This is a genomic window from Salipaludibacillus neizhouensis (assembly GCF_002886185.1).
In the GTDB taxonomy this organism is placed as follows: Bacteria; Bacillota; Bacilli; order Bacillales; family Salisediminibacteriaceae; genus Salipaludibacillus; species Salipaludibacillus neizhouensis.
In genome coordinates this window covers 291,233-318,086 of record NZ_KZ614147.1, presented here as the reverse complement: position 1 = coordinate 318,086, position 26,854 = coordinate 291,233, and the positions used below count along the sequence as shown (strand labels likewise).

24 protein-coding genes, 2 tRNA genes, 2 rRNA genes and 4 other annotated features are annotated in these 26,854 nt (G+C 41.3%); all 28 genes read left to right on the top strand.

Features of this window, described 5'->3' with window-relative positions; translation table 11 throughout:
- Positions 1-280 (top strand) — a sequence feature (16S ribosomal RNA rRNA prediction is too short).
- 4 nt (positions 281-284) lie between these two features.
- Positions 285-932 (top strand) — a sequence feature (16S ribosomal RNA rRNA prediction is too short).
- Positions 933-1,057: 125 nt separating this feature from the next.
- The 28 genes from CEF18_RS18505 to CEF18_RS18365 all read left to right on the top strand — a co-directional run bounded on the left by CEF18_RS18505 (position 1,058) and on the right by CEF18_RS18365 (position 26,405).
- Positions 1,058-1,134 (top strand) — tRNA-Ile (locus CEF18_RS18505).
- A gap of 19 nt (positions 1,135-1,153) precedes the next feature.
- Positions 1,154-1,229 (top strand) — tRNA-Ala (locus CEF18_RS18500).
- A gap of 310 nt (positions 1,230-1,539) precedes the next feature.
- Positions 1,540-4,479 (top strand): 23S ribosomal RNA (locus CEF18_RS18495).
- A gap of 77 nt (positions 4,480-4,556) precedes the next feature.
- A 5S ribosomal RNA gene (gene rrf / locus CEF18_RS18490) occupies positions 4,557-4,672 on the top strand.
- A gap of 731 nt (positions 4,673-5,403) precedes the next feature.
- Positions 5,404-5,877, top strand: a complete 474-nt coding sequence (locus tag CEF18_RS18480) for a CtsR family transcriptional regulator (protein WP_110938017.1) — start codon at positions 5,404-5,406, stop codon at positions 5,875-5,877.
- Positions 5,878-5,895: 18 nt separating this feature from the next.
- Positions 5,896-6,438 (top strand): UvrB/UvrC motif-containing protein, encoded by a 543-nt coding sequence (locus tag CEF18_RS18475; RefSeq protein WP_110938016.1) that lies wholly within the window; start codon positions 5,896-5,898, stop codon positions 6,436-6,438.
- 2 nt (positions 6,439-6,440) lie between these two features.
- Positions 6,441-7,511: a protein arginine kinase gene (locus CEF18_RS18470; protein ID WP_110938015.1), complete on the top strand. Its 1,071-nt coding sequence runs from the start codon at positions 6,441-6,443 to the stop codon at positions 7,509-7,511.
- A 22-nt stretch (positions 7,512-7,533) separates the two neighbouring features.
- Entirely contained in the window at positions 7,534-10,002 is a 2,469-nt protein-coding gene (gene clpC, locus CEF18_RS18465) for an ATP-dependent protease ATP-binding subunit ClpC (protein WP_110938014.1), read from the top strand.
- Positions 10,003-10,183: 181 nt separating this feature from the next.
- On the top strand, positions 10,184-11,590 hold the full coding sequence (radA, locus tag CEF18_RS18460) for a DNA repair protein RadA (RefSeq protein ID WP_110938013.1): 1,407 nt from the start codon (positions 10,184-10,186) through the stop codon (positions 11,588-11,590).
- Positions 11,565-12,647, top strand: coding sequence for a DNA integrity scanning diadenylate cyclase DisA (gene disA / locus CEF18_RS18455; RefSeq protein WP_110938012.1), 1,083 nt, complete (start codon positions 11,565-11,567; stop codon positions 12,645-12,647). Before radA ends, disA begins: the two co-directional genes overlap by 26 nt.
- A gap of 192 nt (positions 12,648-12,839) precedes the next feature.
- Positions 12,840-13,922, top strand: coding sequence for a PIN/TRAM domain-containing protein (locus CEF18_RS18450; RefSeq protein WP_110938011.1), 1,083 nt, complete (start codon positions 12,840-12,842; stop codon positions 13,920-13,922).
- Positions 13,923-14,131: 209 nt separating this feature from the next.
- Positions 14,132-14,830: a 2-C-methyl-D-erythritol 4-phosphate cytidylyltransferase gene (ispD, locus tag CEF18_RS18445; protein ID WP_110938010.1), complete on the top strand. Its 699-nt coding sequence runs from the start codon at positions 14,132-14,134 to the stop codon at positions 14,828-14,830.
- Positions 14,824-15,306, top strand: a complete 483-nt coding sequence (gene ispF / locus CEF18_RS18440) for a 2-C-methyl-D-erythritol 2,4-cyclodiphosphate synthase (RefSeq protein ID WP_110938009.1) — start codon at positions 14,824-14,826, stop codon at positions 15,304-15,306. The genes ispD and ispF overlap by 7 nt, the downstream gene beginning before the upstream one ends.
- A 156-nt stretch (positions 15,307-15,462) precedes the next feature.
- On the top strand, positions 15,463-16,917 hold the full coding sequence (gene gltX, locus CEF18_RS18435; RefSeq protein ID WP_110938008.1) for a glutamate--tRNA ligase: 1,455 nt from the start codon (positions 15,463-15,465) through the stop codon (positions 16,915-16,917).
- Between the two features lie 50 nt (positions 16,918-16,967).
- Positions 16,968-17,202, top strand: a binding site (T-box leader).
- A 93-nt stretch (positions 17,203-17,295) separates the two neighbouring features.
- Positions 17,296-17,979, top strand: coding sequence for a serine O-acetyltransferase (gene cysE, locus CEF18_RS18430; RefSeq protein ID WP_110938007.1), 684 nt, complete (start codon positions 17,296-17,298; stop codon positions 17,977-17,979).
- A complete protein-coding gene (gene cysS, locus CEF18_RS18425; RefSeq protein ID WP_110938006.1) occupies positions 17,976-19,379 on the top strand; it encodes a cysteine--tRNA ligase in 1,404 nt (467 codons plus the stop codon). Before cysE ends, cysS begins: the two co-directional genes overlap by 4 nt.
- Positions 19,379-19,792, top strand: coding sequence for a Mini-ribonuclease 3 (locus CEF18_RS18420; protein WP_110938005.1), 414 nt, complete (start codon positions 19,379-19,381; stop codon positions 19,790-19,792). The genes cysS and CEF18_RS18420 overlap by 1 nt, the downstream gene beginning before the upstream one ends.
- 1 nt (position 19,793) lies before the next feature.
- Complete coding sequence (rlmB, locus tag CEF18_RS18415; RefSeq protein ID WP_110938004.1) at positions 19,794-20,549, top strand: 23S rRNA (guanosine(2251)-2'-O)-methyltransferase RlmB; 756 nt, start codon at positions 19,794-19,796, stop codon at positions 20,547-20,549.
- 1 nt (position 20,550) lies between these two features.
- Positions 20,551-21,060, top strand: a complete 510-nt coding sequence (locus tag CEF18_RS18410; protein ID WP_110938003.1) for an NYN domain-containing protein — start codon at positions 20,551-20,553, stop codon at positions 21,058-21,060.
- Positions 21,061-21,235: 175 nt separating this feature from the next.
- Positions 21,236-21,889 (top strand): RNA polymerase sporulation sigma factor SigH, encoded by a 654-nt coding sequence (gene sigH / locus CEF18_RS18405; protein WP_407690433.1) that lies wholly within the window; start codon positions 21,236-21,238, stop codon positions 21,887-21,889.
- Positions 21,890-22,030: 141 nt separating this feature from the next.
- Positions 22,031-22,186 carry a 50S ribosomal protein L33 gene (gene rpmG, locus CEF18_RS18400; RefSeq protein WP_407690425.1) on the top strand — a complete coding sequence of 52 codons (156 nt, stop codon included), beginning with the start codon at positions 22,031-22,033 and terminating at the stop codon, positions 22,184-22,186.
- Between the two features lie 36 nt (positions 22,187-22,222).
- Complete coding sequence (gene secE, locus CEF18_RS18395; protein WP_110938801.1) at positions 22,223-22,405, top strand: preprotein translocase subunit SecE; 183 nt, start codon at positions 22,223-22,225, stop codon at positions 22,403-22,405.
- 140 nt (positions 22,406-22,545) lie between these two features.
- On the top strand, positions 22,546-23,079 hold the full coding sequence (nusG, locus tag CEF18_RS18390) for a transcription termination/antitermination protein NusG (RefSeq protein WP_110938000.1): 534 nt from the start codon (positions 22,546-22,548) through the stop codon (positions 23,077-23,079).
- A gap of 222 nt (positions 23,080-23,301) precedes the next feature.
- The gene (gene rplK / locus CEF18_RS18385; protein ID WP_147422022.1) at positions 23,302-23,727 is read left to right on the top strand and encodes a 50S ribosomal protein L11; all 426 of its coding nucleotides are present in this window, start codon (positions 23,302-23,304) and stop codon (positions 23,725-23,727) included.
- A 123-nt stretch (positions 23,728-23,850) separates the two neighbouring features.
- A complete protein-coding gene (gene rplA, locus CEF18_RS18380) occupies positions 23,851-24,543 on the top strand; it encodes a 50S ribosomal protein L1 (RefSeq protein WP_110937999.1) in 693 nt (230 codons plus the stop codon).
- A 37-nt stretch (positions 24,544-24,580) separates the two neighbouring features.
- Positions 24,581-24,728: a sequence feature (ribosomal protein L10 leader region), on the top strand.
- A 45-nt stretch (positions 24,729-24,773) separates the two neighbouring features.
- Entirely contained in the window at positions 24,774-25,277 is a 504-nt protein-coding gene (gene rplJ, locus CEF18_RS18375; protein WP_110937998.1) for a 50S ribosomal protein L10, read from the top strand.
- Positions 25,278-25,347: 70 nt separating this feature from the next.
- Positions 25,348-25,707, top strand: coding sequence for a 50S ribosomal protein L7/L12 (rplL, locus tag CEF18_RS18370; protein WP_110937997.1), 360 nt, complete (start codon positions 25,348-25,350; stop codon positions 25,705-25,707).
- Between the two features lie 95 nt (positions 25,708-25,802).
- Positions 25,803-26,405 carry a class I SAM-dependent methyltransferase gene (locus CEF18_RS18365; RefSeq protein WP_110937996.1) on the top strand — a complete coding sequence of 201 codons (603 nt, stop codon included), beginning with the start codon at positions 25,803-25,805 and terminating at the stop codon, positions 26,403-26,405.
- The last annotated feature ends 449 nt before the right edge of the window (positions 26,406-26,854 follow it).

Genomic DNA, 26,854 nt, shown 5'->3' with positions numbered 1-26,854 from the left:
GATGTGAAAGCCCACGGCTCAACCGTGGAGGGTCATTGGAAACTGGGGGACTTGAGTGTAGGAGAGGAAAGTGGAATTCCACGTGTAGCGGTGAAATGCGTAGATATGTGGAGGAACACCAGTGGCGAAGGCGACTTTCTGGCCTACAACTGACGCTGAGGTGCGAAAGCGTGGGGAGCAAACAGGATTAGATACCCTGGTAGTCCACGCCGTAAACGATGAGTGCTAGGTGTTAGGGGTTTCGATGCCCTTAGTGCCGAAGTTAACACATTAAGCACTCCGCCTGGGGAGTACGACCGCAAGGTTGAAACTCAAAGGAATTGACGGGGGCCCGCACAAGCAGTGGAGCATGTGGTTTAATTCGAAGCAACGCGAAGAACCTTACCAGGTCTTGACATCCTCTGACCACCCAAGAGATTGGGATTTCCCCTTCGGGGGACAGAGTGACAGGTGGTGCATGGTTGTCGTCAGCTCGTGTCGTGAGATGTTGGGTTAAGTCCCGCAACGAGCGCAACCCTTGATCTTAGTTGCCAGCATTCAGTTGGGCACTCTAAGGTGACTGCCGGTGATAAACCGGAGGAAGGTGGGGATGACGTCAAATCATCATGCCCCTTATGACCTGGGCTACACACGTGCTACAATGGATGGTACAAAGGGCTGCAAGACCGCGAGGTCAAGCGAATCCCATAAAGCCATTCTCAGTTCGGATTGCAGGCTGCAACTCGCCTGCATGAAGCCGGAATTGCTAGTAATCGCGGATCAGCATGCCGCGGTGAATACGTTCCCGGGCCTTGTACACACCGCCCGTCACACCACGAGAGTTTGTAACACCCGAAGTCGGTGAGGTAACCTTTTTGGAGCCAGCCGCCGAAGGTGGGACAGATGATTGGGGTGAAGTCGTAACAAGGTATCCCTACCGGAAGGTGGGGATGGATCACCTCCTTTCTAAGGAGCATTTAAGCTCAACTTATTGAATCGAACTTTGTCTTGGACTTTTTGTTTAGTTTTGAGAGGTTACTCCTTTCAAAATAGGATTTATCTTAAACTCATTCATTATGGGCCTGTAGCTCAGCTGGTTAGAGCGCACGCCTGATAAGCGTGAGGTCGGTGGTTCGAGTCCACTCAGGCCCACCATAATTGAATTGGTTTTTTTGGGGCCTTAGCTCAGCTGGGAGAGCGCCTGCCTTGCACGCAGGAGGTCAGCGGTTCGATCCCGCTAGGCTCCACCAATTAAAATATCTTTTGTAATACCGCGATATATTGCGGAGTTGATCTTTGAAAACTGGATAACGAAATGACTGAAAAGAATCACCGGTTACACCCTTTGAATACGTTCAAAGAAAGTGAACCGAGTGTCTTAGATGTAGGCTAAGAAAGACGCCACCAATTGTGAACCTCTTCGGAGGTATTGGCAAGCAGGACCGAGAAGTTCGCGGAAGCAAGCAATGAGTCACCGGAACGTACTTAGGTACGTGAGGATGATGAAGAGTGCAGCTGACAAAGACATTCAAAGGTCATGTGTAGTCAAACGCAAAAAATGGTTAAGTTAGAAAGGGCGCACGGTGAATGCCTTGGCACTAGGAGCCGAAGAAGGACGGGACGAACACCGATATGCTTCGGGGAGCTGTAAGTAAGCTTTGATCCGGAGATTTCCGAATGGGGGAACCCCTTATCCGTAATGGGATAAGATCCACACTTGAATACATAGAGTGTGAGAAGGCAGACCTGGGGAACTGAAACATCTTAGTACCCAGAGGAAGAGAAAGCAAATGCGATTTCCTGAGTAGCGGCGAGCGAAACGGAAACAGCCCAAACCAAGAGGCTTGCCTCTTGGGGTTGTAGGACATTCCATATGGAGTTACAAAGAGTCTGTGTAGATGAAGCGACCTGGAAAGGTCCGCGAGACAAGGTAAAAGCCCTGTAGTCGAAATGCAGACTCCTCCGGAGTGTATCCTGAGTACGGCGGGACACGTGAAACCCCGTTGGAAACTGGGAGGACCATCTCCCAAGGCTAAATACTACCTAGTGACCGATAGTGAACCAGTACCGTGAGGGAAAGGTGAAAAGCACCCCGGAAGGGGAGTGAAATAGATCTTGAAACCGTGTGCCTACAAGTAGTTGGAGCCCGTTAATGGGTGACAGCGTGCCTTTTGTAGAATGAACCGGCGAGTTACGATCCCATGCAAGGTTAAGCTGAAAAGGCGGAGCCGCAGCGAAAGCGAGTCTGAATAGGGCGAATGAGTATGTGGTTGTAGACCCGAAACCGGGTGATCTACCCATGTCCAGGGTGAAGTCCAGGTAACACTGGATGGAGGCCCGAACCCACGCACGTTGAAAAGTGCGGGGATGAGGTGTGGGTAGGGGTGAAATGCCAATCGAACTCGGAAATAGCTGGTTCTCCCCGAAATAGCTTTAGGGCTAGCCTCGAGGGAAGAGTTTTGGAGGTAGAGCACTGATTGGACGAGGGGTCCCCACAGGATTACCGAATTCAGTCAAACTCCGAATGCCAAAAACTTATCCTCGGGAGTCAGACTGCGAGTGCTAAGATCCGTAGTCAAGAGGGAAACAGCCCAGACCATCAGCTAAGGTCCCAAAGTATACGTTAAGTGGAAAAGGATGTGGAGTTGCTTAGACAACCAGGATGTTGGCTTAGAAGCAGCCATCATTGAAAGAGTGCGTAATAGCTCACTGGTCGAGTGACTCTGCGCCGAAAATGTACCGGGGCTAAACGTATCACCGAAGCTATGGACAGACACCTTCGGGTGTCCTGTGGTAGGGGAGCGTTCCAAGGGCGTCGAAGCATGACCGGAAGGACATGTGGAGCGCTTGGAAGTGAGAATGCCGGTATGAGTAGCGAAAAGAGGGGTGAGAATCCCCTCCGTCGAAAGCCTAAGGTTTCCTGAGGAAGGCTCGTCCGCTCAGGGTAAGTCGGGACCTAAGCCGAGGCCGAAAGGCGTAGGCGATGGAAAACAGGTTGAAATTCCTGTACCACCACGTTTCCGTTTGAGTAATGGGGGGACGCAGTAAGGTAGGGTAAGCGCACCGTTGGTTGTGTGCGTCGAAGCAATTAGGCTGACAAGTAGGTAAATCCGCTTGTCGTGAAGGCTGAGTTGTGATCGCGAGGGAAATTTAGTACCGAAGTTCCCAATCCTACACTGCCAAGAAAAGCCTCTAGCGAGGAAGCTGGTGCCCGTACCGCAAACCGACACAGGTAGGCGGGATGAGAATTCTAAGACGCGCGGGAGAACTCTCGTTAAGGAACTCGGCAAAATGACTCCGTAACTTCGGGAGAAGGAGTGCTCTATTAGGGTGCAAGCCCGAGAGAGCCGCAGTGAATAGGCCCAAACGACTGTTTATCAAAAACACAGGTCTCTGCCAAGCCGCAAGGCGATGTATAGGGGCTGACACCTGCCCGGTGCTGGAAGGTTAAGAGGAGGGGTTATCCCGTAAGGGAGAAGCTCTGAATTGAAGCCCCAGTAAACGGCGGCCGTAACTATAACGGTCCTAAGGTAGCGAAATTCCTTGTCGGGTAAGTTCCGACCCGCACGAAAGGTGCAACGATTTGGGCACTGTCTCAACGAGAGACCCGGTGAAATTATATTACCAGTGAAGATGCTGGTTACCCGCGACAGGACGGAAAGACCCCATGGAGCTTTACTGTAGCTTGATATTGGATGTTGGAACAGCTTGTACAGGATAGGTAGGAGCCTTGGAAACCGGAGCGCTAGCTTCGGTGGAGGCATTGGTGGGATACTACCCTGGCTGTTTTGACATTCTAACCTCGGACCGTGATCCGGTTCAGGAACAGTGTCAGGTGGGCAGTTTGACTGGGGCGGTCGCCTCCTAAAGAGTAACGGAGGCGCCCAAAGGTTCCCTCAGAATGGTTGGAAATCATTCGTAGAGTGCAAAGGCATAAGGGAGCTTGACTGCGAGACATACAGGTCGAGCAGGGACGAAAGTCGGGCTTAGTGATCCGGCGGCACCGTATGGAAGGGCCGTCGCTCAACGGATAAAAGCTACCCTGGGGATAACAGGCTAATCTCCCCCAAGAGTCCACATCGACGGGGAGGTTTGGCACCTCGATGTCGGCTCGTCGCATCCTGGGGCTGAAGTAGGTCCCAAGGGTTGGGCTGTTCGCCCATTAAAGCGGCACGCGAGCTGGGTTCAGAACGTCGTGAGACAGTTCGGTCCCTATCCGTCGCGGGCGCAGGAAATTTGAGAGGAGCTGTCCTTAGTACGAGAGGACCGGGATGGACACACCGCTGGTGTACCAGTTGTTCCGCCAGGAGCATCGCTGGGTAGCTACGTGTGGAAGGGATAAGTGCTGAAAGCATCTAAGCATGAAGCCCCCCTCGAGATGAGATTTCCCATCACGTAAGTGAGTAAGATCCCTCAGAGAAGATGAGGTAGATAGGTCTCGTGTGGAAGCATGGCGACATGCGGAGCTGAGAGATACTAATCGATCGAGGACTTAACCAAATGTTTTACTCTAAGCAACGATTCTTTTCAGTCCATCACGTTATCCAGTTTTGAGAGGTCAACGACCACTCACTATGTCCAGTGACGATCGCGGAGAGGTCACACCCGTTCCCATGCCGAACACGGAAGTTAAGCTCTCCAGCGCCGATGATAGTTGGGGGTTTCCCCCTGTGAAAGTAGGACGCCGCTGGGCAATTATGAAAAGACATTCTCTTTGGAGAATGTCTTTTTTTGTGGTTTTAAAGGGTTGTGCGGCTATAATATTAGAGGTAGGTGCTACCGTCGTAGCACCTACCAGCGATACTGGAAGAAATCAAGAGCGAAAACTTAGTCTTAAATAAAAAGTACTCTTCGCCTACACTTATCTTTGAGCGACTTGATGCATAGGATAAGTCTGTAAGTAACTAACCTCATTACATAGTGACGCTTAATACAACTTCCTCATCTGACTATCATATCCATCCTAAGAAAAGAATTCAAACCTGCACTGCAGTATTTCTATCACACCTATGCATATAGATACCTAGGTACGAACGATAGATGAAAGGACTTAAAAGCACGTCTCATGTATTCCGAATTATATGAATCAGGAATTAATAAGCAGTTTTTTCGACAACCTATTTCAAAACTTGAATAAAATCATGAGATTGAACCTTGGTGTTTAGTGGAATAGATATAAGAAAGGTTTTGGAACGTGAGATACATACATGATGAATATAATTGAGAAAATTGTAGCTGATTTTAGTGCAAAACATTTTGAAATTTTAGTTCAAAATATTTGCTTAGGGAAAAAAAATAGTTATAATAGTATTAAAGTCAAATATAGTCAAAGTCAGATCTTTATTATGAATATTTTAATGAAGTACTGTTTTTTGCATATCATATATAATGGCATCAACTGTGCAAGGTGAGGAGTGCGATGCGATGAGAAATATTTCTGATCTAATCGAGCATTATCTGAAGGAAGTAATAGCAGGAAATGAGAAAGCTTTAATCGAAGTGAAAAGAAGTGAACTAGCAGAACAGTTTGAATGCGTACCATCGCAAATAAATTATGTCATTCGAACGCGTTTTACTGTCGAGAAGGGTTATATCGTGGAAAGTAAGCGCGGTGGTGGTGGTTATATTCGTATCATAAAAGTTCACCACCATAATCAGCTTGCTTTATATGATCAACTAATTGAATTAGTCGGGCAAGGGATTTCCCAAACGGCTGCAATGAATATGATCAAACGATTAGTAGAAGAAGAAGCGATCACCAAAAGAGAAGCAAACCTTATGGTCAGTTGCATGCATAGGGAAGTTATCGCTTTAAAATTACCATATCGGGATGAGTTACGTGCCAACCTTTTAAAAGCAATGCTGGCTACTTTGAAATATGAGGAAAAGAATGAGTAAAGATGAGGAGGGGAATCGATGCTTTGCCAGGAATGTCAATCGAAACAGGCGAGCTTACACTTTACAAAAATAATTAATGGCGAGAAGACTGAATTTCATATTTGTGAGACTTGTGCCAAAGACAAAGGGGATTATATCCCTGGATCAAATAGCTTTTCTATTCATCAATTACTATCTGGACTACTGGATACGGAGCAGCCTTTTTCTACGACAAAAGAAAGTCCTTCCTTAAAGACTCAGCGGGAAGAACTCACATGTAAAAACTGCGGGTTGACGTACCAGCAGTTTGCGGAGATTGGAAGATTCGGTTGCGCAGAGTGCTATCGGACTTTTGATGAAAAGTTAGACCCTATCTTCAGACGAATTCATGGAGGAAACGCGGAGCATGCGGGTAAAATACCTAAAAGAAAAGGGAAGGATTTGCATGTTCACCGGGAAATAGAGAATCTAAGAAGTACTTTGAAGACCCAAATAGAAAATGAGGAGTTTGAGCAGGCTGCTAAGATAAGAGATAAAATCCGTTCTCTGAAAAATAATTTGCAGGAAAAGGAGGGTGATTGATCATGTCTATCGAATCCTTTATGAACGATGCGATTAGCCCTTGGATGAAAAATGAAGGGCCAGAGTCAGATATTGTGATTAGCAGTAGAGTTAGATTAGCAAGAAACTTACAGCATATACCCTATCCAATTATTGCGAAAGAAAACCAATTAGGAGAAATTATCTCTCAGGTAAAGGAGAAATATGCTGGTCAAAACCATATAAAGTTTGGAGTGTTGGAATTACTCCAGATGAATGAATTAAAAGAAAATGAAAAACGTGTGTTAGTGGAAAAACATTTAATCAGTCCTAACCTTTCTAGAGAAACAAAAGCAGGCGCTGTTTTATTAAGCGAGGATGAGTCATTAAGTATAATGGTTAATGAGGAAGATCACTTTCGTATTCAATGTTTGCTCTCCGGGTTTCAACTTGATGAGTCATTGAGATACGCCAACGATATGGATGACTGGATGGAAGAAAAACTTGATTTTGCCTTTGATGAGAAACGTGGATACTTAACAAGTTGCCCTACAAATGTGGGAACAGGCCTTCGATCCTCGGTCATGATGCATTTACCGGCTTTAGTTTTAACAAAGAAGTTTAATCGAATTTTACCAGCAATTAATCAACTTGGCCTTGTTGTGAGAGGTATTTACGGCGAAGGTAGTGAGGCTCAGGGAAATTTATTTCAGATTTCAAACCAGACTACTTTAGGAAAAAAGGAACAGGATATTGTAGAAGATTTGCGTAGTGTTGTGAGTCAGTTGATCCAACATGAGCGTGCGGCCAGAGAATCACTTCTTCAGCAATCACAAATTTTATTGGAAGATCGTATTTACCGCTCATATGGTATTTTGGCTTATAGCCGCAGGATTGAATCTAAAGAAGCAATGAAGCGATTGTCAGATGTAAGATTGGGAATTGATATGGGTTTAATTAAAGACGTAAAAGGAAATATTTTAAATGAACTCATGATTTTAACTCAACCTGGGTTTTTACAGCAGTATGCAGGTGAGGCGCTATTGTCAGAAGATCGGGATCAACGAAGAGCAGCGCTTATTAGAGAGCGATTAAAACTGGAATTAGCAGATTGATTATATCACGGAGGTGCAGCATATGATGTTCGGGAGATTTACAGAGAGAGCTCAAAAAGTATTAGCATTAGCCCAAGAAGAAGCAAGTAGATTAGGGCACAGTAATATAGGGACAGAACATATTTTGTTAGGTTTAGTTAGTGAAGGTGAAGGAATTGCAGCAAAGGCCTTAACGGCTTTGGGCTTAGGTGCTGAAAAAATTCAAACAGAAGTAGAAAATCTTATAGGGCGTGGAGAAGAAACTACAAAGCAAGTTCACTACACTCCAAGAGCTAAAAAAGTTATTGAATTATCTATGGATGAAGCCAGAAAGCTTGGTCACTCATATGTTGGAACAGAGCATATTCTATTGGGCTTAATTCGTGAAGGAGAAGGCGTAGCTGCACGAGTTTTGAATAACCTTGGCGTAAGTTTAAATAAAGCAAGACAGCAAGTGCTTCACCTCTTAGGAAGTAGTGAGTCGGCGAACAGCCAACAACAATCTTCTTCAGGAGCAGGCTCATCAAATGTGAATACACCAACACTTGACGGCTTAGCAAGAGACTTAACGGCCATTGCGAAAGAAGATCAAATTGATCCGGTGATCGGAAGGGCTAAGGAAATTGAACGTGTGATTCAAGTGCTTAGTCGACGTACTAAAAACAACCCCGTTTTAATTGGGGAGCCAGGTGTAGGTAAGACGGCGATTGCGGAAGGACTTGCACAGCAAATTGTAGATAACGAGGTTCCTGAAACACTTCGCGGTAAACGCGTAATGACATTAGACATGGGAACTGTCGTTGCGGGGACAAAATACCGCGGTGAATTTGAAGATCGTTTAAAGAAGGTGATGGAAGAAATCCGTCAAGCCGGGAACGTTATCTTATTCATCGACGAATTGCATACGTTAATTGGTGCAGGTGGAGCAGAAGGAGCAATTGATGCTTCTAATATTTTGAAGCCATCCCTTGCAAGAGGCGAACTTCAATGTATCGGTGCTACTACGATTGATGAATACCGTAAATATATTGAAAAAGATGCTGCACTTGAACGTCGATTCCAGCCAATCCAAGTGGATGAGCCGACACCTGAGCAGTCTATTCAGATACTTAGTGGTTTACGTGATCGTTACGAGGCTCATCACCGAGTAACAATTACGGATGAAGCGATTGAGGCTGCTGTTCAAATGTCTGATCGTTATATTGCGGACCGATTCCTGCCGGATAAAGCAATTGATTTAATTGATGAAGCTGGTTCGAAAGTTCGTTTGCGTTCTTATACCGCACCACCGAATTTAAAAGAGAAAGAACAAACTCTTGATGAACTTCGCAAAGAAAAGGATGCAGCAGTGCAAAGCCAGGAATTTGAAAAAGCAGCATCTTTAAGGGATAAAGAACAAAAGCAGCGAGAAGAGCTGGAAACTCTAAAAAATGAGTGGAAAGAAAAGCAAGGACAAGAAAATTCAGAAGTAACAAAAGAAGATATTGCATCAGTAGTATCTATTTGGACAGGAGTTCCTGTTAACAAGTTAGCAGAGGAAGAAACAGAACGACTTCTGCGTATGGAAGAAATCTTGCACAATCGTGTAATAGGTCAAGATGAGGCAGTGACTGCTGTTTCTAAAGCCGTTCGTCGCGCAAGAGCTGGTTTAAAGGATCCGAAACGTCCAATTGGATCGTTTATATTCCTAGGACCTACTGGTGTAGGTAAAACAGAACTTGCAAGAGCAGTTGCGGAATCGCTATTTGGTGATGAAGATGCGATCCTTCGTATAGACATGTCGGAATATATGGAAAAGCATTCGACGAGCAGATTAGTTGGAGCCCCTCCAGGTTATGTAGGTCATGAAGAAGGTGGACAGCTGACAGAAAAAGTTCGCCGCAAGCCTTACTCTGTTATTTTGTTAGATGAGATAGAAAAGGCTCACCCGGAAGTATTCAATATTCTTCTTCAAGTGCTTGAAGACGGATTCTTAACAGATTCAAAAGGACGTCGTGTGGATTTTAGAAATACTGCAATTATCATGACTTCTAACGTGGGGGCTAGCACACTTAAACGATCTAGCCTTGGTTTTACTGCTCAACAAGAAGGCGCAGAGTACAAGGATATGAAGGGAAAGGTAATGGAAGAATTGAAGAAAAGCTTCCGGCCTGAATTCCTAAACCGTATCGATGAGATTATCGTGTTCCATTCCTTACAGAAATCTCATATTCAACAGATTGTCACACTTATGGCAAATCAATTGACCAAGCGATTAAAAGAGCAAGGAATTGGATTCGACCTTTCAGAAGAAGCGAAAACGAAAATCGCTGATGAAGGTTTTGATCCTGAATATGGAGCAAGACCATTACGTCGCGCTCTGCAAAAACAAGTAGAAGACCGGTTATCCGAAGAACTTCTTCGAGGAAATATTTCCAAAGGTGAATCCGTTAAGCTGGAACTAAAAGACGGAGAATATGTTGTTACCTCCCAAGGTAAACTTGAACCAGAACCAGAACCAGAAAAAAAATAAGAATTGAAACGGGAGAAGTCGCTTATTGAGGCTTCTCCCTTTTACATCTTTGAAACAAGCTCTAAAAGAAGATTCTTGTTATAATGAGAAAGAAAAGGTTGTTTGACAAGGTAAAAGGACATAGATTTTAATAAGATACTATCGGAAATCTGAAAATTCATCATGTAAAGGAGACAGCCAGATGGCAAAAAGAAAAACAAAATTTGTATGCCAGGACTGCGGGTATGAATCAGCAAAATGGATGGGGAAATGCCCTGGATGTCAAAGTTGGAACAGCCTTGTAGAAGAGGTGGAGGCTGAAACCACAGCGAGAAAAAGAGGGTTTGGTTCGGCAACCGCAACGAGGGTAACGAAACCTCAACCGATTACAAAAATTGAACGCACAGATGAAGAAAGAATAAGCACGCATATCAATGAACTTAACAGAGTTTTGGGCGGAGGGATTGTACCTGGCTCTCTTGTTTTAGTTGGTGGCGATCCGGGTATTGGAAAGTCCACATTACTTTTACAAGTTTCGGCAACATTATCTGAGCGGAAAGAGCGGGTTCTCTACATTTCCGGAGAGGAATCGGTGAAACAAACAAAACTCCGTGCCGACCGTTTAGGAATTGGGAATGATAATTTATTTGTACTAGCTGAAACAGATGTAGAACATATTGAAAAGGTAATCGATGAGATGAATCCTTCTCTTGTCATTATTGATTCTATTCAAACCGTTTATCTGGATGGTGTGACAAGTGCTCCAGGAAGTGTTACGCAAGTACGTGAATCTACGTCGGCCTTTATGCGTATTGCAAAAACAACAGGTATTGCCATATTCCTTGTAGGTCACGTGACAAAACAAGGATCTATTGCAGGACCGAGAATTCTTGAACATATGGTCGATTGTGTTCTTTACTTTGAGGGTGATCGTCATCATAGTTATCGCATTTTAAGAGCTGTGAAGAACCGGTTTGGTTCCACAAATGAGATCGGTATTTTTGAAATGAAAGAGTTAGGTTTAGAAGAGGTGTTGAACCCCTCCGAAATATTTCTTGAAGAAAGATCCTCAGGAGCTGCAGGCTCAGCAGTTGTTGCCTCCATGGAAGGTACTCGCACAGTCTTAGTGGAAATCCAATCACTTATATCTCCAACAAGCTTTGGTAACCCTAGAAGGATGGCTACTGGTGTTGATCACAATCGGATATCTTTAATTATGGCTGTATTAGAAAAAAGAGTAGGTATGATGCTCCAGAATCATGACGCTTATGTAAAAGTAGCGGGGGGAGTTCGTTTGGATGAACCGTCGATTGATCTTGCTATAGCCGTATCAATAGCTTCTAGTTTTCGTGATTCACCTACAGCACCGGCAGATGTGATCATTGGAGAAGTGGGGTTAACAGGAGAAGTCCGGCGTGTGTCTCGAGTAGAACAACGCGTGCAGGAAGCTTTAAAATTAGGGTTTAAGCGCGTCATTATTCCTAAAAAGTGCCTTGGAGGCTGGAAAGTACCTGATGGTATTGAAGTCATAGGTATTAACAGTGTAAATGAAGCACTAAATCTAACGTTAGGGGGAGTTTCAAGTGGATCACCAACGTTTGAATTATGATTCAAGTTTTATAAATAATGTCTTGAGACTCGTGGCGCCCGGAACAGCGTTGAGAGAAGGTATTGATAACGTTCTTCGAGCAAAAACAGGAGGACTAATTGTTCTAGGTTACAATAATGAGATGACGAGGCTTGTTGATGGCGGGTTCTTTATTAATAGTGACTTTTCACCTGCCTATTTATATGAGTTAGCTAAAATGGACGGGGCGATTATATTAAGTGAGGATGCGGGCAGAATTCTTTACGCGAACACGCAGCTCGTTCCAGATAACATGATCGAATCGACAGAAACAGGAATACGCCATCGAACTGCTCAACGTGTAGCCAGACAAACAGCAAACCTGGTGATTTCTATTTCACAAAGACGAAATGTGATCACGTTATATCAGGGGGAGTACCGATATGCATTAAAAGATATTGGTGTTATCTTAACGAAGGCCAATCAGGCTATTCAAACTTTGGAAAAGTATAAATCAGTCCTGGATCAAAGTATTACCAATTTAGGCGCACTCGAGTTTGAGGAATTAGTTACTTTCCAAGAGGTTTCTCAAGTCATGCACCGAATTGAAATGGTCCTTAGAATTAAGAGTGAGATCTTAAACTACGTCAATGAACTTGGGAATGAAGGAAGACTTATTTCGATGCAGTTGGAAGAACTCGTTATGAATACTGAAAAAGAAGCGATACTTCTGATCAAGGATTATAGGAAAGAAGGAAAGCATACCGCGGAAGATATATTGAAAAAGTTGACAAAGCTTTCTAATGATGAATTACTTGAGGATCAAGTAATTGTAAAATTGTTAGGTTACGGAAAAAATCTAAATTTATCCGAACACTCCATCTGTCCAAGAGGGTATCGCATTTTAAATAAAATACCTAGAATTCCTCCGTTGGTGGTAGAGAATCTTGTTGATCGATACAAAGATCTACCTAAAATTATGCGAGCGACCATTGAGGAATTGGATGAAGTGGATGGGATTGGCACGGCAAGAGCAAAGAAAATAAAAGAGGGTTTAAGAAGAATTCAGGAGCAGTTTTTTGTGGATAGACACATCTAATATTGGCTTGTCAAAAATAAACAAGTGTTGACGTAAGAACTAAATAACGATATAATTACTAATTTACTTTTATTGACAATTAAGTAAGCTGGTGATAAAGTATTACTATGAATTTAGTATTTTTTTGTAATTTTAATGTTTTATGTTTGGAAAATTTTCTATTGTCTATAATAAGTATAGGAGGTGAAGTATATGCTTCATAAAATTGTACAAATAGTGATTCTATTTATCGGTGGAACAGTCGGATACATTTTTATGCCTGAATTATTCCAGGTTATTGATGTAGACTCCATACCAAATTGGTTGGCAAACGCTTATACTGGCGCGATTTTAGGTGCACTTATATTATTCTTATTACTTTATTGGTTTGTTGACAGTATTGTTAACTTTATCCGGCTAATAGAGGAAACTCTTCTTAAGTTCCCGATAACAGATCTTTTGTTTGGAACAATGGGATTAGTGGTAGGTTTAATGCTTGCATTTGTAATTTCGTGGGCATTTAATCAAGTAGAAATTCCCATTTTGAGCTCTATCCTTCCAGTCTTGATTACTTTATTATTTGGTTATCTGGGTTTTCAGGTTGGGTTTCAAAAGCGTGACGAGTTATTGGGTTTATTCCCTAGGGCAGGATCCAAAAAGAATCCTGAAATCGAAGGAAATGATCATAGTAAACTTAAAATCTTAGATACAAGTGTTATTATTGATGGTCGAGTTGCGGATATATGTCAGACAGGATTTATTGAAGGTACGCTTATTATTCCAGAGTTCGTACTAGAAGAATTGCAGCATATCGCTGATTCATCTGATGTATTAAAACGCAATCGCGGAAGAAGAGGACTCGATATTCTAAACAAAATTCAAAAAGAACTTGATGTGAATGTGGAGATTTATGAAGGTGATTTTGAGGAAATACAAGAAGTAGATAGTAAGCTTGTTAAATTAGCTAAGCTTATGAACGGATATGTTGTAACAAATGATTTCAATTTAAATAAAGTTTGCGATCTTCAAGGGGTAGCTGTTTTGAACATCAATGATTTAGCAAATGCTGTAAAACCTGTTGTTTTACCCGGGGAAGAAATGGGTGTACAGGTAATCAAAGATGGAAAAGAACAGAATCAAGGCATCGCATATTTAGACGATGGGACAATGATTGTTGTGGAAGAAGGACGAAATTATATTGGTAAAAATATAGAAGTAGTCGTTACTAGTGTATTACAAACATCTGCAGGTAGAATGATATTTGCCCGTCCGAAACTAATGGAAAAAGCGCTATAAATTTTTAGAAAACCTGTTTATCGAAAAATAATTGTTTACGTTTAGACTGATGCAATAAACCTGGACGCTTTCTGCTCGTTAAGAGTATTTGCATGTATTACTTGCAAACTAGTGAGGTTTATTGCATTTTTTTGACTACAGACTTGCTATAAAGCTAATCTGCATGCGAGAATAAACATAGAAGTAAGTTTTAAAAAGGAATGGTACCGATGAAAAACTATCATGTTGTAATTCCTGCAGCTGGGCAAGGGAAGCGAATGAAGACGGGAAGAAACAAGCAATTTTTATTAATCGATCATATTCCCCTTCTCGTTCACACGCTTCGTGTGTTTGAGGAGGATCTTCTATGTTCGGAGATCGTTCTAGTAGTAAATCAAGAAGAAATAGCTATGATGAAAGACTTGATGAAAGAATACAGTATTGCTAAAGTGAGCCATTTCGTTGTTGGAGGAAAGGAACGACAAAACAGTGTCCATGAAGGCTTAAAAGTTTTGTCCGGAAACCCGGTCGTATTAATACACGATGGAGCGCGTCCATTTATCCGAATCCAAGTGATCAAAGAGTTGGTTGCTAGTGTAGAAGAAACAGGCGCAGCCATTGTTGGTGTCCCGGTGAAAGACACGATAAAACAAGTGAACGGAACTCTTGTAGCGAAGACGGTGGAACGCAACCATTTATGGTCAATACAGACCCCACAAGCTTTTTACTTAAAAAATATTCTTCAGGCACACGAAACAGCCGTGAAACAAGGTTACATAGGGACAGATGATGCAAGTTTAATGGAATACATGAACCAGCCGGTTTCGATTATTGAAGGCGGATATGATAATTTCAAAGTAACCACTCCCGAAGATCTGCTTTTCGCAGAAGCAATCATTCAAAAACGAAAGGGTGAAAAGGAATCATGAGAATTGGACAAGGTTTTGACGTTCATCAATTAGTAGAAGGAAGACCTTTAATACTAGGTGGAATTACCATTCCGCATCCCAAAGGTTTATTAGGACATTCCGATGCAGATGTGCTGCTACATACGATTGCCGATGCCTGTTTAGGAGCAATTGGAGAGGGAGACATAGGTAAACACTTCCCGGATACAGATGAAGCATTCAAAGGTGCAGATTCTGCAAAACTATTAGAGCACGTGTGGCAAATTGTTAAAAAGTCAGGTTTTAAACTTGGAAATATTGATTGTACAATAATGGCGGAAAAGCCAAAGATGGCTCCCCACATTCAGAAGATGCGGGAGCAAATTGCTGAATTACTACAAGCGGAGGTTTCGCAAATAAATGTGAAGGCAACAACCACAGAAAAACTCGGTTTTACCGGAAGAGAAGAAGGAATAGCAGCTCAGGCAGTGGTTTTACTTGTGGAAAACAACAAATAAAGAAAGTATCTTTGGAAAACAACTTGATGTTAGAATGTAATTACTGAAGAAAAGGGAAAGACTTGAAAGCTCTTAGCAACATGAAACAAATCTAATTCATTTCACCATTGAACATTTTAATACAGTAATGAATATAAGAATGGAAGGTGTCATACTATGAGTCAGGAAATTCGAGTAAGGTTTGCCCCTAGTCCTACGGGCCATTTACATATTGGAGGAGCTAGATCAGCACTCTTTAACTATCTTTTTGCCCGCAATCTAAACGGGAAGTTCATTGTACGGATTGAAGATACAGATCAAGCCAGAAATGTGGACACGGCAATGGAAAAGTTAATGGAAAGTATGAAATGGTTAGGGATAAATTGGGATGAAAGCATCGACATTGGCGGTCCCCATTCCCCTTACCGAAGCATGGAGCGTTTAGACATCTATAAAAAGTTTGTTGATCAGCTTTTAGATGAAGGCAAGGCTTATCATTGTTACATGACTACAGAAGAGCTTGAGGCAGAGCGTGAAGACCAACGATCTCGTGGAGAAACTCCGAAATATAGTGGGCGTGACCGTAATTTGACTGCTGAACAGAAGCAAGCCTATGAAGCGGAGGGACGGAAACCCGTCGTACGTTTTCTTGTGCCGGAGAAAGAAGAAATTCATGTGAATGATGCGGTGCGTGGAGATGTAACCTTTGAGTCCGACGGTGTTGGCGACTTTGTTATTGTTCGCCAGGACGGCATACCTACGTATAATTTTGCAGTAGTAATTGATGACCACTTGATGGAAATTTCCCATGTTATTCGTGGAGAAGAACATTTATCGAATGCTCCACGACAAGTCTTGCTTTTTCAAGCATTTGGATGGACGCCTCCGGAGTTTGCTCATGCTTCGTTAATCTTGAATGAAGACAAGCAAAAAATGAGTAAGCGTGATGAATCCATTATTCAGTTTGTCGAACAATATAGAGATCTCGGCTATTTACCAGAGGCAATCGTGAATTTCATTGCCTTATTAGGCTGGTCTCCAGGCGGAGAAGAAGAAATCCTGTCCATCGATGAACTAGCTGAACAATTTTCATTAGACAGAGTGATTAAAGCACCAGCTGTGTTTGACACACAGAAGCTAGCGTGGATGAATAACCAATACATGAAAGAAGCAGCAGAAGATAGAGTAGTAGCGCTTGCTCTTCCTCATCTTATTCAAGCAGGACGATTACCAAAAGATATGTCCGAAGCTCAAACACAGTGGGCGCATGACTTAATTATCCTCCATCAGGAGAAAATGAGTTATGGAGCGGAAATTGTTGAGTTAACAGAGTTGTTCTTCCGTGCAGAAATCGATTATAATGAAGAAGCAAAGGAAATTCTTGCAGAGGAACAAGTTCCGGAAGTTATTGCTGCATTAAAAACAAAACTAAATGATTTGGAAGAATTCACTGCAGAACATGTGAAAAAAGCCATTAAAGCAGTACAAAAGGAAACGGGACATAAAGGGAAAAAGTTATTTATGCCTGTTCGAGTTGCTGCAACTGGTCAAATGCATGGACCGGATTTACCTCAAGCTATTGCTTTATTAGGGAAAGCTGTTGTAAACCAAAGATTAGCCAAATTACTCTAAATGTGTTTCTTTTAATAGAGAGTCAATGACTAAATTTCATTATTTTTATAGTTAAATCGCTGAAGAGGAAAAGTAAAAAGGATGTGTCATCTTATTAGAGAGAGTCACCGTGGCTGAAAGTGACTTAAGATAATCTCCTTTCGAATGCCCCTCTGAGTCCTATTTCCAAACGGATAACTTTCCAAAGTAGTTTTAGGCGGGTGAAAGACCGTTATCTTTCAGAGTGGAGCACTTTGTTTTTTTGTGCTCAAACAGAGTGGAACCGCGCCAAAAAGCGTCTCTGTGTCCTATTAGGGCACATAGGCGTTTTTTGGCATTTTTAGAGGTTTTTAAACAATATTCTTCATAAATATTATAAGTAGAAAGGGGGGACCTTTCATGTTTAAGACGCTTAGAAACGATGTTGATGTTGTCTTAGAACAGGATCCTGCAGCAAGAAACAGATTTGAAGTCATGATAAATTATTCTGGAGTCCACGCAATATGGTCTCATCGCTTTGCTCATTGGTTATGGAAAAAGAGGTTATTTTTTATTGCGAGATTTGTTTCCCAAGTAAGCCGATTTTTAACTGGGATTGAAATTCACCCAGGGGCAGTTATCGGTCAGCGATTATTTATAGACCACGGTATGGGAGTGGTCATTGGTGAAACCTGTGAGATCGGCAATGATGTCACTATTTTTCAAGGAGTAACGTTAGGCGGTACAGGGAAAGAAAAAGGAAAACGTCATCCAACCTTAGAGGATAACGTCCTGGTAGCTACAGGTGCTAAAGTGTTAGGCTCTATGCGAATAGGGAAAAACTCTAATATTGGCGCGGGTTCTGTTGTATTAAAAGAGGTCCCGCCAAACTCAACAGTGGTCGGTATTCCAGGCAGAATAGTCGTTCAAGATGGCATAAGAATAGATCATGACCTTAATCACATCAATTTACCGGACCCGGTAGCTGATAAATTTAGATCTTTGGAACAAGAACTTATCCGATTGAAAAAAGAAGTGAAGGAATTGAAAGAAATAAACGAAAGACCAATGGTTACCGAGAATTCAGGGAGGAAAAATGGATGACGATACAATTATATAATACGTTAACAAGACAAAAAGAGACATTTAAGCCTATGGAAAAGGGCAAAGTAAAAATGTATGTTTGTGGACCAACTGTATACAACTATATTCACATTGGTAATGCAAGGCCCGCAGTCGTATTTGATATGGTACGAAGGTACTTTGAGTACCGAGAATATGAAGTGCAGTACATCTCCAACTTTACTGATGTGGATGACAAGATTATCAAAGCTGCCGAAGATATGGGTGAGGATGTTATGGGTATTGCAGAGCGATTTATCGAAGCATATCATCATGATACAGCATCTTTAGGCGTAAAAAAGGCCGATTTGCATCCACGTGTTACAGAATCTATGCCGGAAATCATTTCGTTTATTGAGCAACTTGTAGAAAAAGGATATGCCTATGAATCTGCTGGGGATGTCTATTTCCGTACACGCAAATTTAATGGTTACGGGAAGTTGTCCCATCAATCGATCGATGATCTTCGGGTAGGCGCAAGAATCCAGGTAGGGGACAAAAAAGAAGATCCATTGGACTTTGTATTATGGAAAGCTGCGAAGACTGGTGAAATCTCCTGGGAGAGTGAGTGGGGAAAAGGAAGGCCAGGCTGGCACATAGAATGCTCGGCGATGGTGAAGAAGTACTTAGGGGAAACAATTGATATTCATGCGGGTGGTCAGGACTTGTCGTTCCCGCACCATGAAAACGAAATTGCTCAATCAGAAGCTTTAAATGAGAAAAAAATGGCTAATTATTGGATTCATAATGGATATATTAACATTGACAATGAAAAAATGTCGAAATCACTGGGGAACTTTGTGCTCGTAAAAGACATCATTCAACAATTTGACCCGGAAGTCGTGCGTTTTTTCATCGTAAATTCGCATTATAGAAGTCCAATTAACTTTAATGATGACCAGCTTAGCAGTGCGAAAAGTAGTTTAGAACGCATTAAGACAACGTACTTCAACCTATCGCACCGTTTATCTGAAACAGTGGGACTTGGTGAAAAGAACGACCGTTGGTTGAAACAAATCACAGAACAAAGAGACCGTTTTACGGAAGCGATGGACGATGATTTTAATAGTGCAAATGCCGTTTCCGCAATGTTTGATTTAGTTAGAGTAAGTAATTCTTATTTGGAAGAAAAACATTCGAATCCGGAAATACTTCAAGCTTTCCTCACTCAATTTGATGATATGGCCTTCGTTTTAGGCATGCAATTAGGAGCGGAGGAGTTACTGGATGGTCAAATTGAAGCATTGATTGAAGAACGTATTCAGGCTAGGAAAGATCGTAATTTTTCTAGAGCCGACGAAATTCGCGATAGTTTAAAAGAGCAAAGTATTATTCTCGAAGATACGCCTCAGGGAACTCGTTGGAAGAGGGGTTCTGAGTGATGAAACTAAAAGAAGTTGTCCAAGAACCGGAACAGTTAAATGCCTTAGCCTTAGCGTACATGGGAGACGCCGTACTTGAGACGTATGTTCGCTACAGACTCATCTCTAAAGGGCGAGTGCGGCCAAATAGATTACACAAGGAAGCAACAAGCTATGTTTCGGCCAAAGCGCAGGCAAAGGTGCTTCACATCTTGCTGGAGGAGGGGTTCTTAGCGAAAGAAGAAGTGTCGGTAGCAATGCGTGGCAGAAATGCGAAGTCTGGCACAGTTCCTAAGAATACTGACCATACGACATACCGATACAGTACAGCCTTCGAAGCATTAATTGGTTATTTGTATTTAACGGAAAAACAGGAGCGAATGGATGAAATCGTTTCGATGAGTTTCGATATTTTAGAAAGGGAGGAGGGATAAAATGGCAGAGAACTCAGATTATATAGTAGGAAGAAATCCAGTATTGGAAGCTTTAAAAGGGAATCACCCGATCAACAAGATTTGGATTGCTGAGGGTTCCTTAAAAGGTTCGATGACGAATGTCATTCAAGCGAGCAAAACGAACAAGGTACAAATCCAAAGCGTTCCTAGAAAAAAACTAGATCATATGGTGCCAGACTCGAATCATCAAGGTGTTGTCGCGCAAATTGCAGCCTATGAATATCAGGATATATCGGTACTTTTAGAACGTGCTGCTGAAAGGGGAGAATCCCCCTTCTTGATCATGTTAGATGAGCTGGAAGACCCTCACAATTTAGGATCAATTTTAAGAACGGCAGACGCAGCGGGCGCGCATGGTGTAATCATCCCAAAGCGAAGGGCAGTCGGTTTAACATCGACGGTTGCCAAAGCTTCGGCTGGTGCAATTGAACATGTTCCAGTTGCCCGGGTAACGAATCTGGCGAGGACAATGGACGAGCTTAAAAAAGATGGAATGTGGTTTATCGGTACAGATGCCAAAGGGCAGGATGATTACAAAAAAGTTGAAGTAGATATGCCTTTGTGTCTGGTTATTGGGAGTGAAGGAAAAGGAATGAGCCGTCTCACGAAAGAGAAGTGTGATTTTCTTATTAGAATTCCTCTCATGGGTAAGGTGACATCCTTGAACGCCTCCGTTGCAGCAAGTCTTCTCATGTATGAAGTTTTAAGAAGGCGTCCGACTGCGGAGAACAGGTAGAATGAGAAAAGTATTACTAGTGGATGGCTACAATATTATTGGAGACTGGCCAGAACTTCGAGAATTACAAAAAAAGGATCTTGAAGGTTCGAGGGACATTCTTATTGAAAAAATGGCGGAATATCAGGCATTCACTGGAATAGAAGTAACAATTATCTTCGATGCTCACATGGTTCCTGGCGTTGGTAAAAAATATAGTAATTTTTCTTTAAATGTTATTTATACAAGAGAAAAGGAAACAGCGGACGAACGGATTGAGCGATTAGTCATTGAATGGAAGCGGATAGACACGCAAATCTACGTCGCAACTTCAGATTTCGTAGAGCAACGGGTTATCTTTGCCAGCGGTGCTTTCAGAAAATCTGCACGAGAGTTACGGACAGAAATGCTTCAAATTGAAAAAGGAATTGAAACAGAAGTAAACAATACGAAAAAAGTAAAAGCTAAAACAAAATTACCGATTACTGATGAAATGGCAGAAATTTTTGAAAAATGGCGCAGAGGTAACTGATAACACCTTGACGTTATCGATTTTACCCATGTATAATATTGTTATAATTAGACAATTAAAATAATTCGCAAAATATTCGCAAAAATTTTTCTTTGAACACTTATGAGTGGAGTCATGGGAGTGACTAACTTTTTCGAATGACAGAAAAAGATAGGTCGGAGGGATTGCGGTGGCTTTGAAATTCATCGAGAAGGGCATACTACAAGAGAATTTTCGCCATCTAGACGATGAAAGTCTTGTAGAATACGTACGTGAAGGCGACAGTGCTGCGCTTGAATATTTAATTACTAAGTACAAAAATTTTGTGCGTGCAAAATCGAGATCTTACTTCTTAATCGGAGCAGATCATGAGGACATTGTGCAAGAGGGCATGATCGGTTTGTATAAGGCTATACGTGATTTTCAAGGGGACAAGCTTTCCTCGTTTAAAGCCTTTGCAGAGCTTTGTATTACGAGGCAAATTATAACCGCCATCAAGACAGCAACTAGACAAAAACACATCCCGTTAAATTCCTATGTCTCTTTGGACAAGCCCATTTACGATGAAGAGTCAGATCGGACACTTCTTGACGTTATTTGTGGGACCAAGGTGAGCAATCCTGAAGAACTTCTAATCAATCAAGAGGAATTTGACCATATCGAGCTTAAAATGAGTGAAATTCTTAGTGACTTGGAGCGGAAGGTACTCATGCTTTATCTTGACGGCAGGAGTTATCAGGAAATATCCGTCGATCTAAAAAGACATGTGAAATCGATTGATAATGCGCTGCAACGTGTAAAAAGAAAACTCGAACGCTTTGTTGAAATAAAAGACATGAAATTATCTTAAGCAGGGGCGACCCTGTTTTTTTGTATTACATGTTATGAAATAATTCTCAGACGTCTATGCTGATGATGAACAAGCATTGACACCAAAGGAACCAATGTGATAAATTTTATGGGTATGTATTAAACGTGAAATAAAAGGAGAATGGTCATGTCACATAAAGTGACGCTTGCTTGCGAGTATTGTCATTCAAGGAACTATTCAACAACGAAAACAACTCAAGGTCGGACAGAGCGACTTCAGATAAATAAATATTGTAGCACTTGCGAAAAGCATACAACTCATTCGGAGACGAAGTAGTTACATATATTGGAGGTGGAATAAGTGGCCGACACAATGAAAAAGCCATTAAAGTTTTTGAAAGAAGTTTCAACTGAAATGAAACGAGTATCTTGGCCGAATCGAAAAGAATTAACTCGATATACCATCGTCGTTGTTTTTACAGTAATTTTTATTGCAATTTACTTTGCAATAGCTGATTATGGGATCTCATCCCTTATTCGATTAATTACGGAATAAGTTATGTTAGAAGAAGTTTTATACGAACATCAAGTAATGTTTCGGAAATGAATCGGTTATCATCCTTTTAGAGGGCGCTGGCTATACTATCAAATATGATTTGGTTAGAGGAGGGAAGGACTTTATTGTCCTGAACACACATGGAAATGAATTGGTATGTCGTTCACACTTACTCAGGTTATGAGAATAAAGTGAAAACAAATTTAGAAAAAAGAGTAGAAACAATGGGGATGACGGATAAAATTTTCCGTGTTCTAGTTCCGGTTGAGGAAGAAACAGAAATTAAGAACGGAAAGTCAAAGCAAGTTACGAAGAAAATATTTCCCGGTTATGTTATTGTAGAGATGCTCATGACAGATGATTCTTGGTATGTTGTTCGTAACACACCTGGTGTTACCGGATTTATCGGTTCTTCTGGCGGAGGTTCAAAACCTACTCCATTACTTCCTGAAGAAGTCGAGGCCATTTTACGACAAATGGGCGTGGAATCTCCACAACCGGAAATAGATTTCGAATTGAAACAATCGGTAAAAGTTAAAGAAGGACCATTTGCTAACTTTATCGGTACAATCGAAAATATATCTATTGAAAAACAGAAGCTAAAAGTGCATGTAAACATGTTTGGTAGAGAAACTCCAGTAGAGCTTGAATTCACTCAAGTAGAAAAACTTTAACTTTACAGAGAAAACTTCTTGCTATCTTGTCATTGAAGTGATAAAATTTGAATGTTGTTTAAACAACGTGGACATTCTGTTCACGTTTTTTCCTGCAAAAAAGTAGGATTTATGAGTGGGAGAGCAGTAATTGAAATCAGAGTTTCGACAGGCTTTGCCTCAGATCTTCTGAATAACTTATATGCTCGGTTACCACATCACGGACTTAAGGAGGTGTGTCGCGTGGCTAAAAAAGTCATTAAAGTAGTTAAATTGCAAATTCCAGCTGGGAAAGCGAATCCAGCACCACCGGTTGGGCCGGCTCTAGGTCAAGCAGGGGTTAACATTATGGGATTTTGTAAGGAGTTTAACGCTCGTACGCAAGAAGACGCGGGCTTAATTATCCCAGTTGAGATTACGGTATTTGAAGACCGTTCATTTTCTTTTATCACAAAAACTCCACCTGCAGCAGTTCTTCTAAAGAAGGCAGCTGGTATTGATTCAGGTTCTGGTGAACCGAATCGCAATAAGGTGGCAACGTTAAAGCGTGATAAAGTAAAAGAAATTGCAGAAACAAAGATGCCTGATTTAAACGCAGCTGATGTAGAAGCAGCGATGCGTATGGTTGAAGGTACTGCCCGTAGCATGGGAATCGTTATTGAAGACTAATGGACCGATGTTAGAAGATTGAGGTTGCGATTACAGGACATAGGTCCTGCCTGAAACTTTCAGGTTCGCAACCTTTAATAGTGGGAGGTCTAACCGCTAAAACCACATGAGGAGGAAAGAACAATGGCTAAAGGTAAAAAATATCAAGACGCGATCAAACAAGTTGACCGCGAGAAATTATATGATGTAGAAGAAGCAATTGAGCTTGTGAAAAAGACGGCTACTGCAAAATTTGATGAAACGGTTGAATTAGCAGCTCGTTTAGGAGTGGATCCTAAAAAAGCGGATCAACAAATTCGTGGAGCAGTCGTTCTTCCTAACGGAACAGGTAAGACACAAAGTGTTCTTGTTTTCGCTAAAGGAGACAAAGCAAAAGAAGCTGAAGCAGCTGGTGCTGATTTTGTTGGGGAAGAAGATATGATCAATAAAGTAACTCAAGGTTGGTTAGACTTTGATGTGGTTGTAGCTACTCCAGACATGATGGCTCAAGTTGGTAAACTAGGACGAGTATTAGGACCTAAAGGTTTAATGCCTAACCCTAAAACTGGTACAGTAACTTTTGATGTTGAAAAAGCTGTTAATGAAATCAAAGCAGGTAAAGTTGAATACCGCGTTGATAAATCAGGGAATATTCACGTACCAATTGGTAAAGCTTCCTTTGATAACGACAAGCTTGTTGAAAACTTCAAAACGATGATGGATACGTTGTTAAAAGTTAAGCCTTCAGCAACAAAAGGGACTTACATTCGTAATGTTGCAATTGCAGCTACAATGGGACCTGGCTTAAAAATTAACGCATCTAATTATAAACTGTAGTTGACTTCCCTGTCATAGGGAGTTATACTCGTAATTGTGAATTTAATCGATCATACCGTAGACAGTAGGTGCACACAGTGCTTAATTTCCTGCCGAGGTTTGTAGCGTCGAAAACCTATTAATACAATAGGGAATAGATTATACTTGCCTCCATGTCTATACATGGGGGCTTTTTTATAGCTTTCAAACGGTAAACGGTGTGTGACAAAATGTCATTGGGAGGTGTCAGTATGAGTACAGTGATCGAAAAGAAGAGTCAAGTTGTAAATGAGATCGCAGGTAAATTAAAAGATAGTGTTGCTACGATCGTAGTAGACTATCGCGGGTTAGATGTATCTGAAATTACAGAGCTTCGTAAGCAATTACGTGAAGCGAATGTTGATTTTAAAGTATATAAAAACTCTATGGTACGTCGTGCAACTGAAACAACAGACTTGTCAGGAATTGATGAGCAGTTAGTTGGGCCGACGGCGATTGCTTTTAGTAATGATGATGTTATTGCTCCGGCAAAGATTCTTAATAACTTTGCAAAAGACCACAACGCATTAGAACTTAAAGCAGGTATTATTGAAGGACGTGTTGCATCACTAGAGGAGATCAAAGCATTAGCATCTCTTCCATCACGCGAAGGTTTACTATCTATGCTACTCAACGTTATGCAAGCTCCAATCCGCGGATTTGCAGTGGCTACTAAAGCAGTTGCAGATCAAAAAGAAGAAGAGCAAGGTGCGTAAGCAATCTTGTAACACTATATTAAAAAAATTAGCCTAACGGCAGAACTATCAAAATAGGAGGAATAATATTATGACTAAGCAAGAAATGGTTGACGCGATTAAAGAAATGTCAGTATTAGAATTAAATGATTTAGTAAAAGCTATTGAGGAAGAATTTGGTGTTTCTGCAGCAGCTCCTGTTGCAGCTGCTGGTGGCGCTGCTGAAGCAGTTGAAGAGCAAACTGAATTTGATGTTATCCTTGAATCAGCTGGATCTGCTAAAATCGGAGTAATCAAAGTTGTTCGTGAAATCACAGGTCTTGGTCTTAAAGATGCTAAAGGACTTGTTGATGGTGCTCCAGCTCCAGTTAAAGAAGGCGTAAGCAAAGAAGACGCTGAAGAAATCAAAGCTAAGTTAGTAGAAGCAGGAGCTTCTGTAGAAGTTAAGTAATTTAGTTTTTAGATAAACAAAGAAAGCTCGCTTTGGATCCCAAAGCGAGCTTTCTTTATCCAAATGAATAGAGATGTAAAGGGCGTGAACGAAGGATGTCTGATCATTATTATTCTAAAAAACCTGCTGTTAAAAGCAATATTAAACATATCCAAGTAAATGTGAAAGATGAAACATTTAAGTTTAGTGTGGATAGTGGCGTATTCTCCAAAGGTGGACTTGATTTTGGAAGTAGATTATTAATTGAAGCTTTTCGTGAGCCCGATATTAAGGGACCAATACTAGATATAGGTTGTGGATGGGGGCCAATTGGAATTACTGTTGCAAAACTGATACCTGATCGAACAGTTCACATGGTAGATATTAATGAGAGGTCCGTATCACTATCAGAGGAAAATGCTAAATTAAATGGTGCGAAAAATGTCTCTATATATCAAAGTGATCTACTAGAGAACGTAAAAGAAGATTCTTTTGCAGTTGCGATAACAAATCCTCCAATTCGAGCCGGTAAAGCAGTTGTTTTTCAACTTTATGAACAAACCGCACTTGCACTTCATGAAAAAGGTGAAATTTGGGTGGTTATTCAAAAGAAGCAAGGTGCAGCATCTACCAAGAAAAAACTCGAACAGTTAAACTTTGAAGTTACGACGGAAGTGAAAGAAAAAGGTTATTTTGTTTTCCATGGAAAAAAATGTTGACTATGGATTTTGTTTGTGATAGTGTTATTTAATGCGTATGAACATAAAAATCGAGAATAGGGTTTTTATGCTCTATTAATGTCTCTAAAAGTAGAAAACGTTGAATTGTCGGTGAATTAAAGAGGTTTTTAATAAATATTGATGTATATAAAAAGGGTGATTTGGACAAACTATGAACGTCTTTTATGCAGGAAAGTGATAGGAGACTTTATAACCCTTTTTTTCTTTATTTAATAATCTAATTTTCTCACCACATATCAATATTCTACAAAGGTTCTCTTAAAACCTTTTATTTTGGTTATGTGAAAGATTCATGTTGATAGTGAAAGTAGAGTAACTAATTAGCGTTAGGCAAAAATCTGTCCGAATGCTAATTATTGGTTGCTTATCAGCGATGTTTTTTAACAGGACAAATTTTTTAGAAGTATGGCAAGCTATTCGGTAAGGTT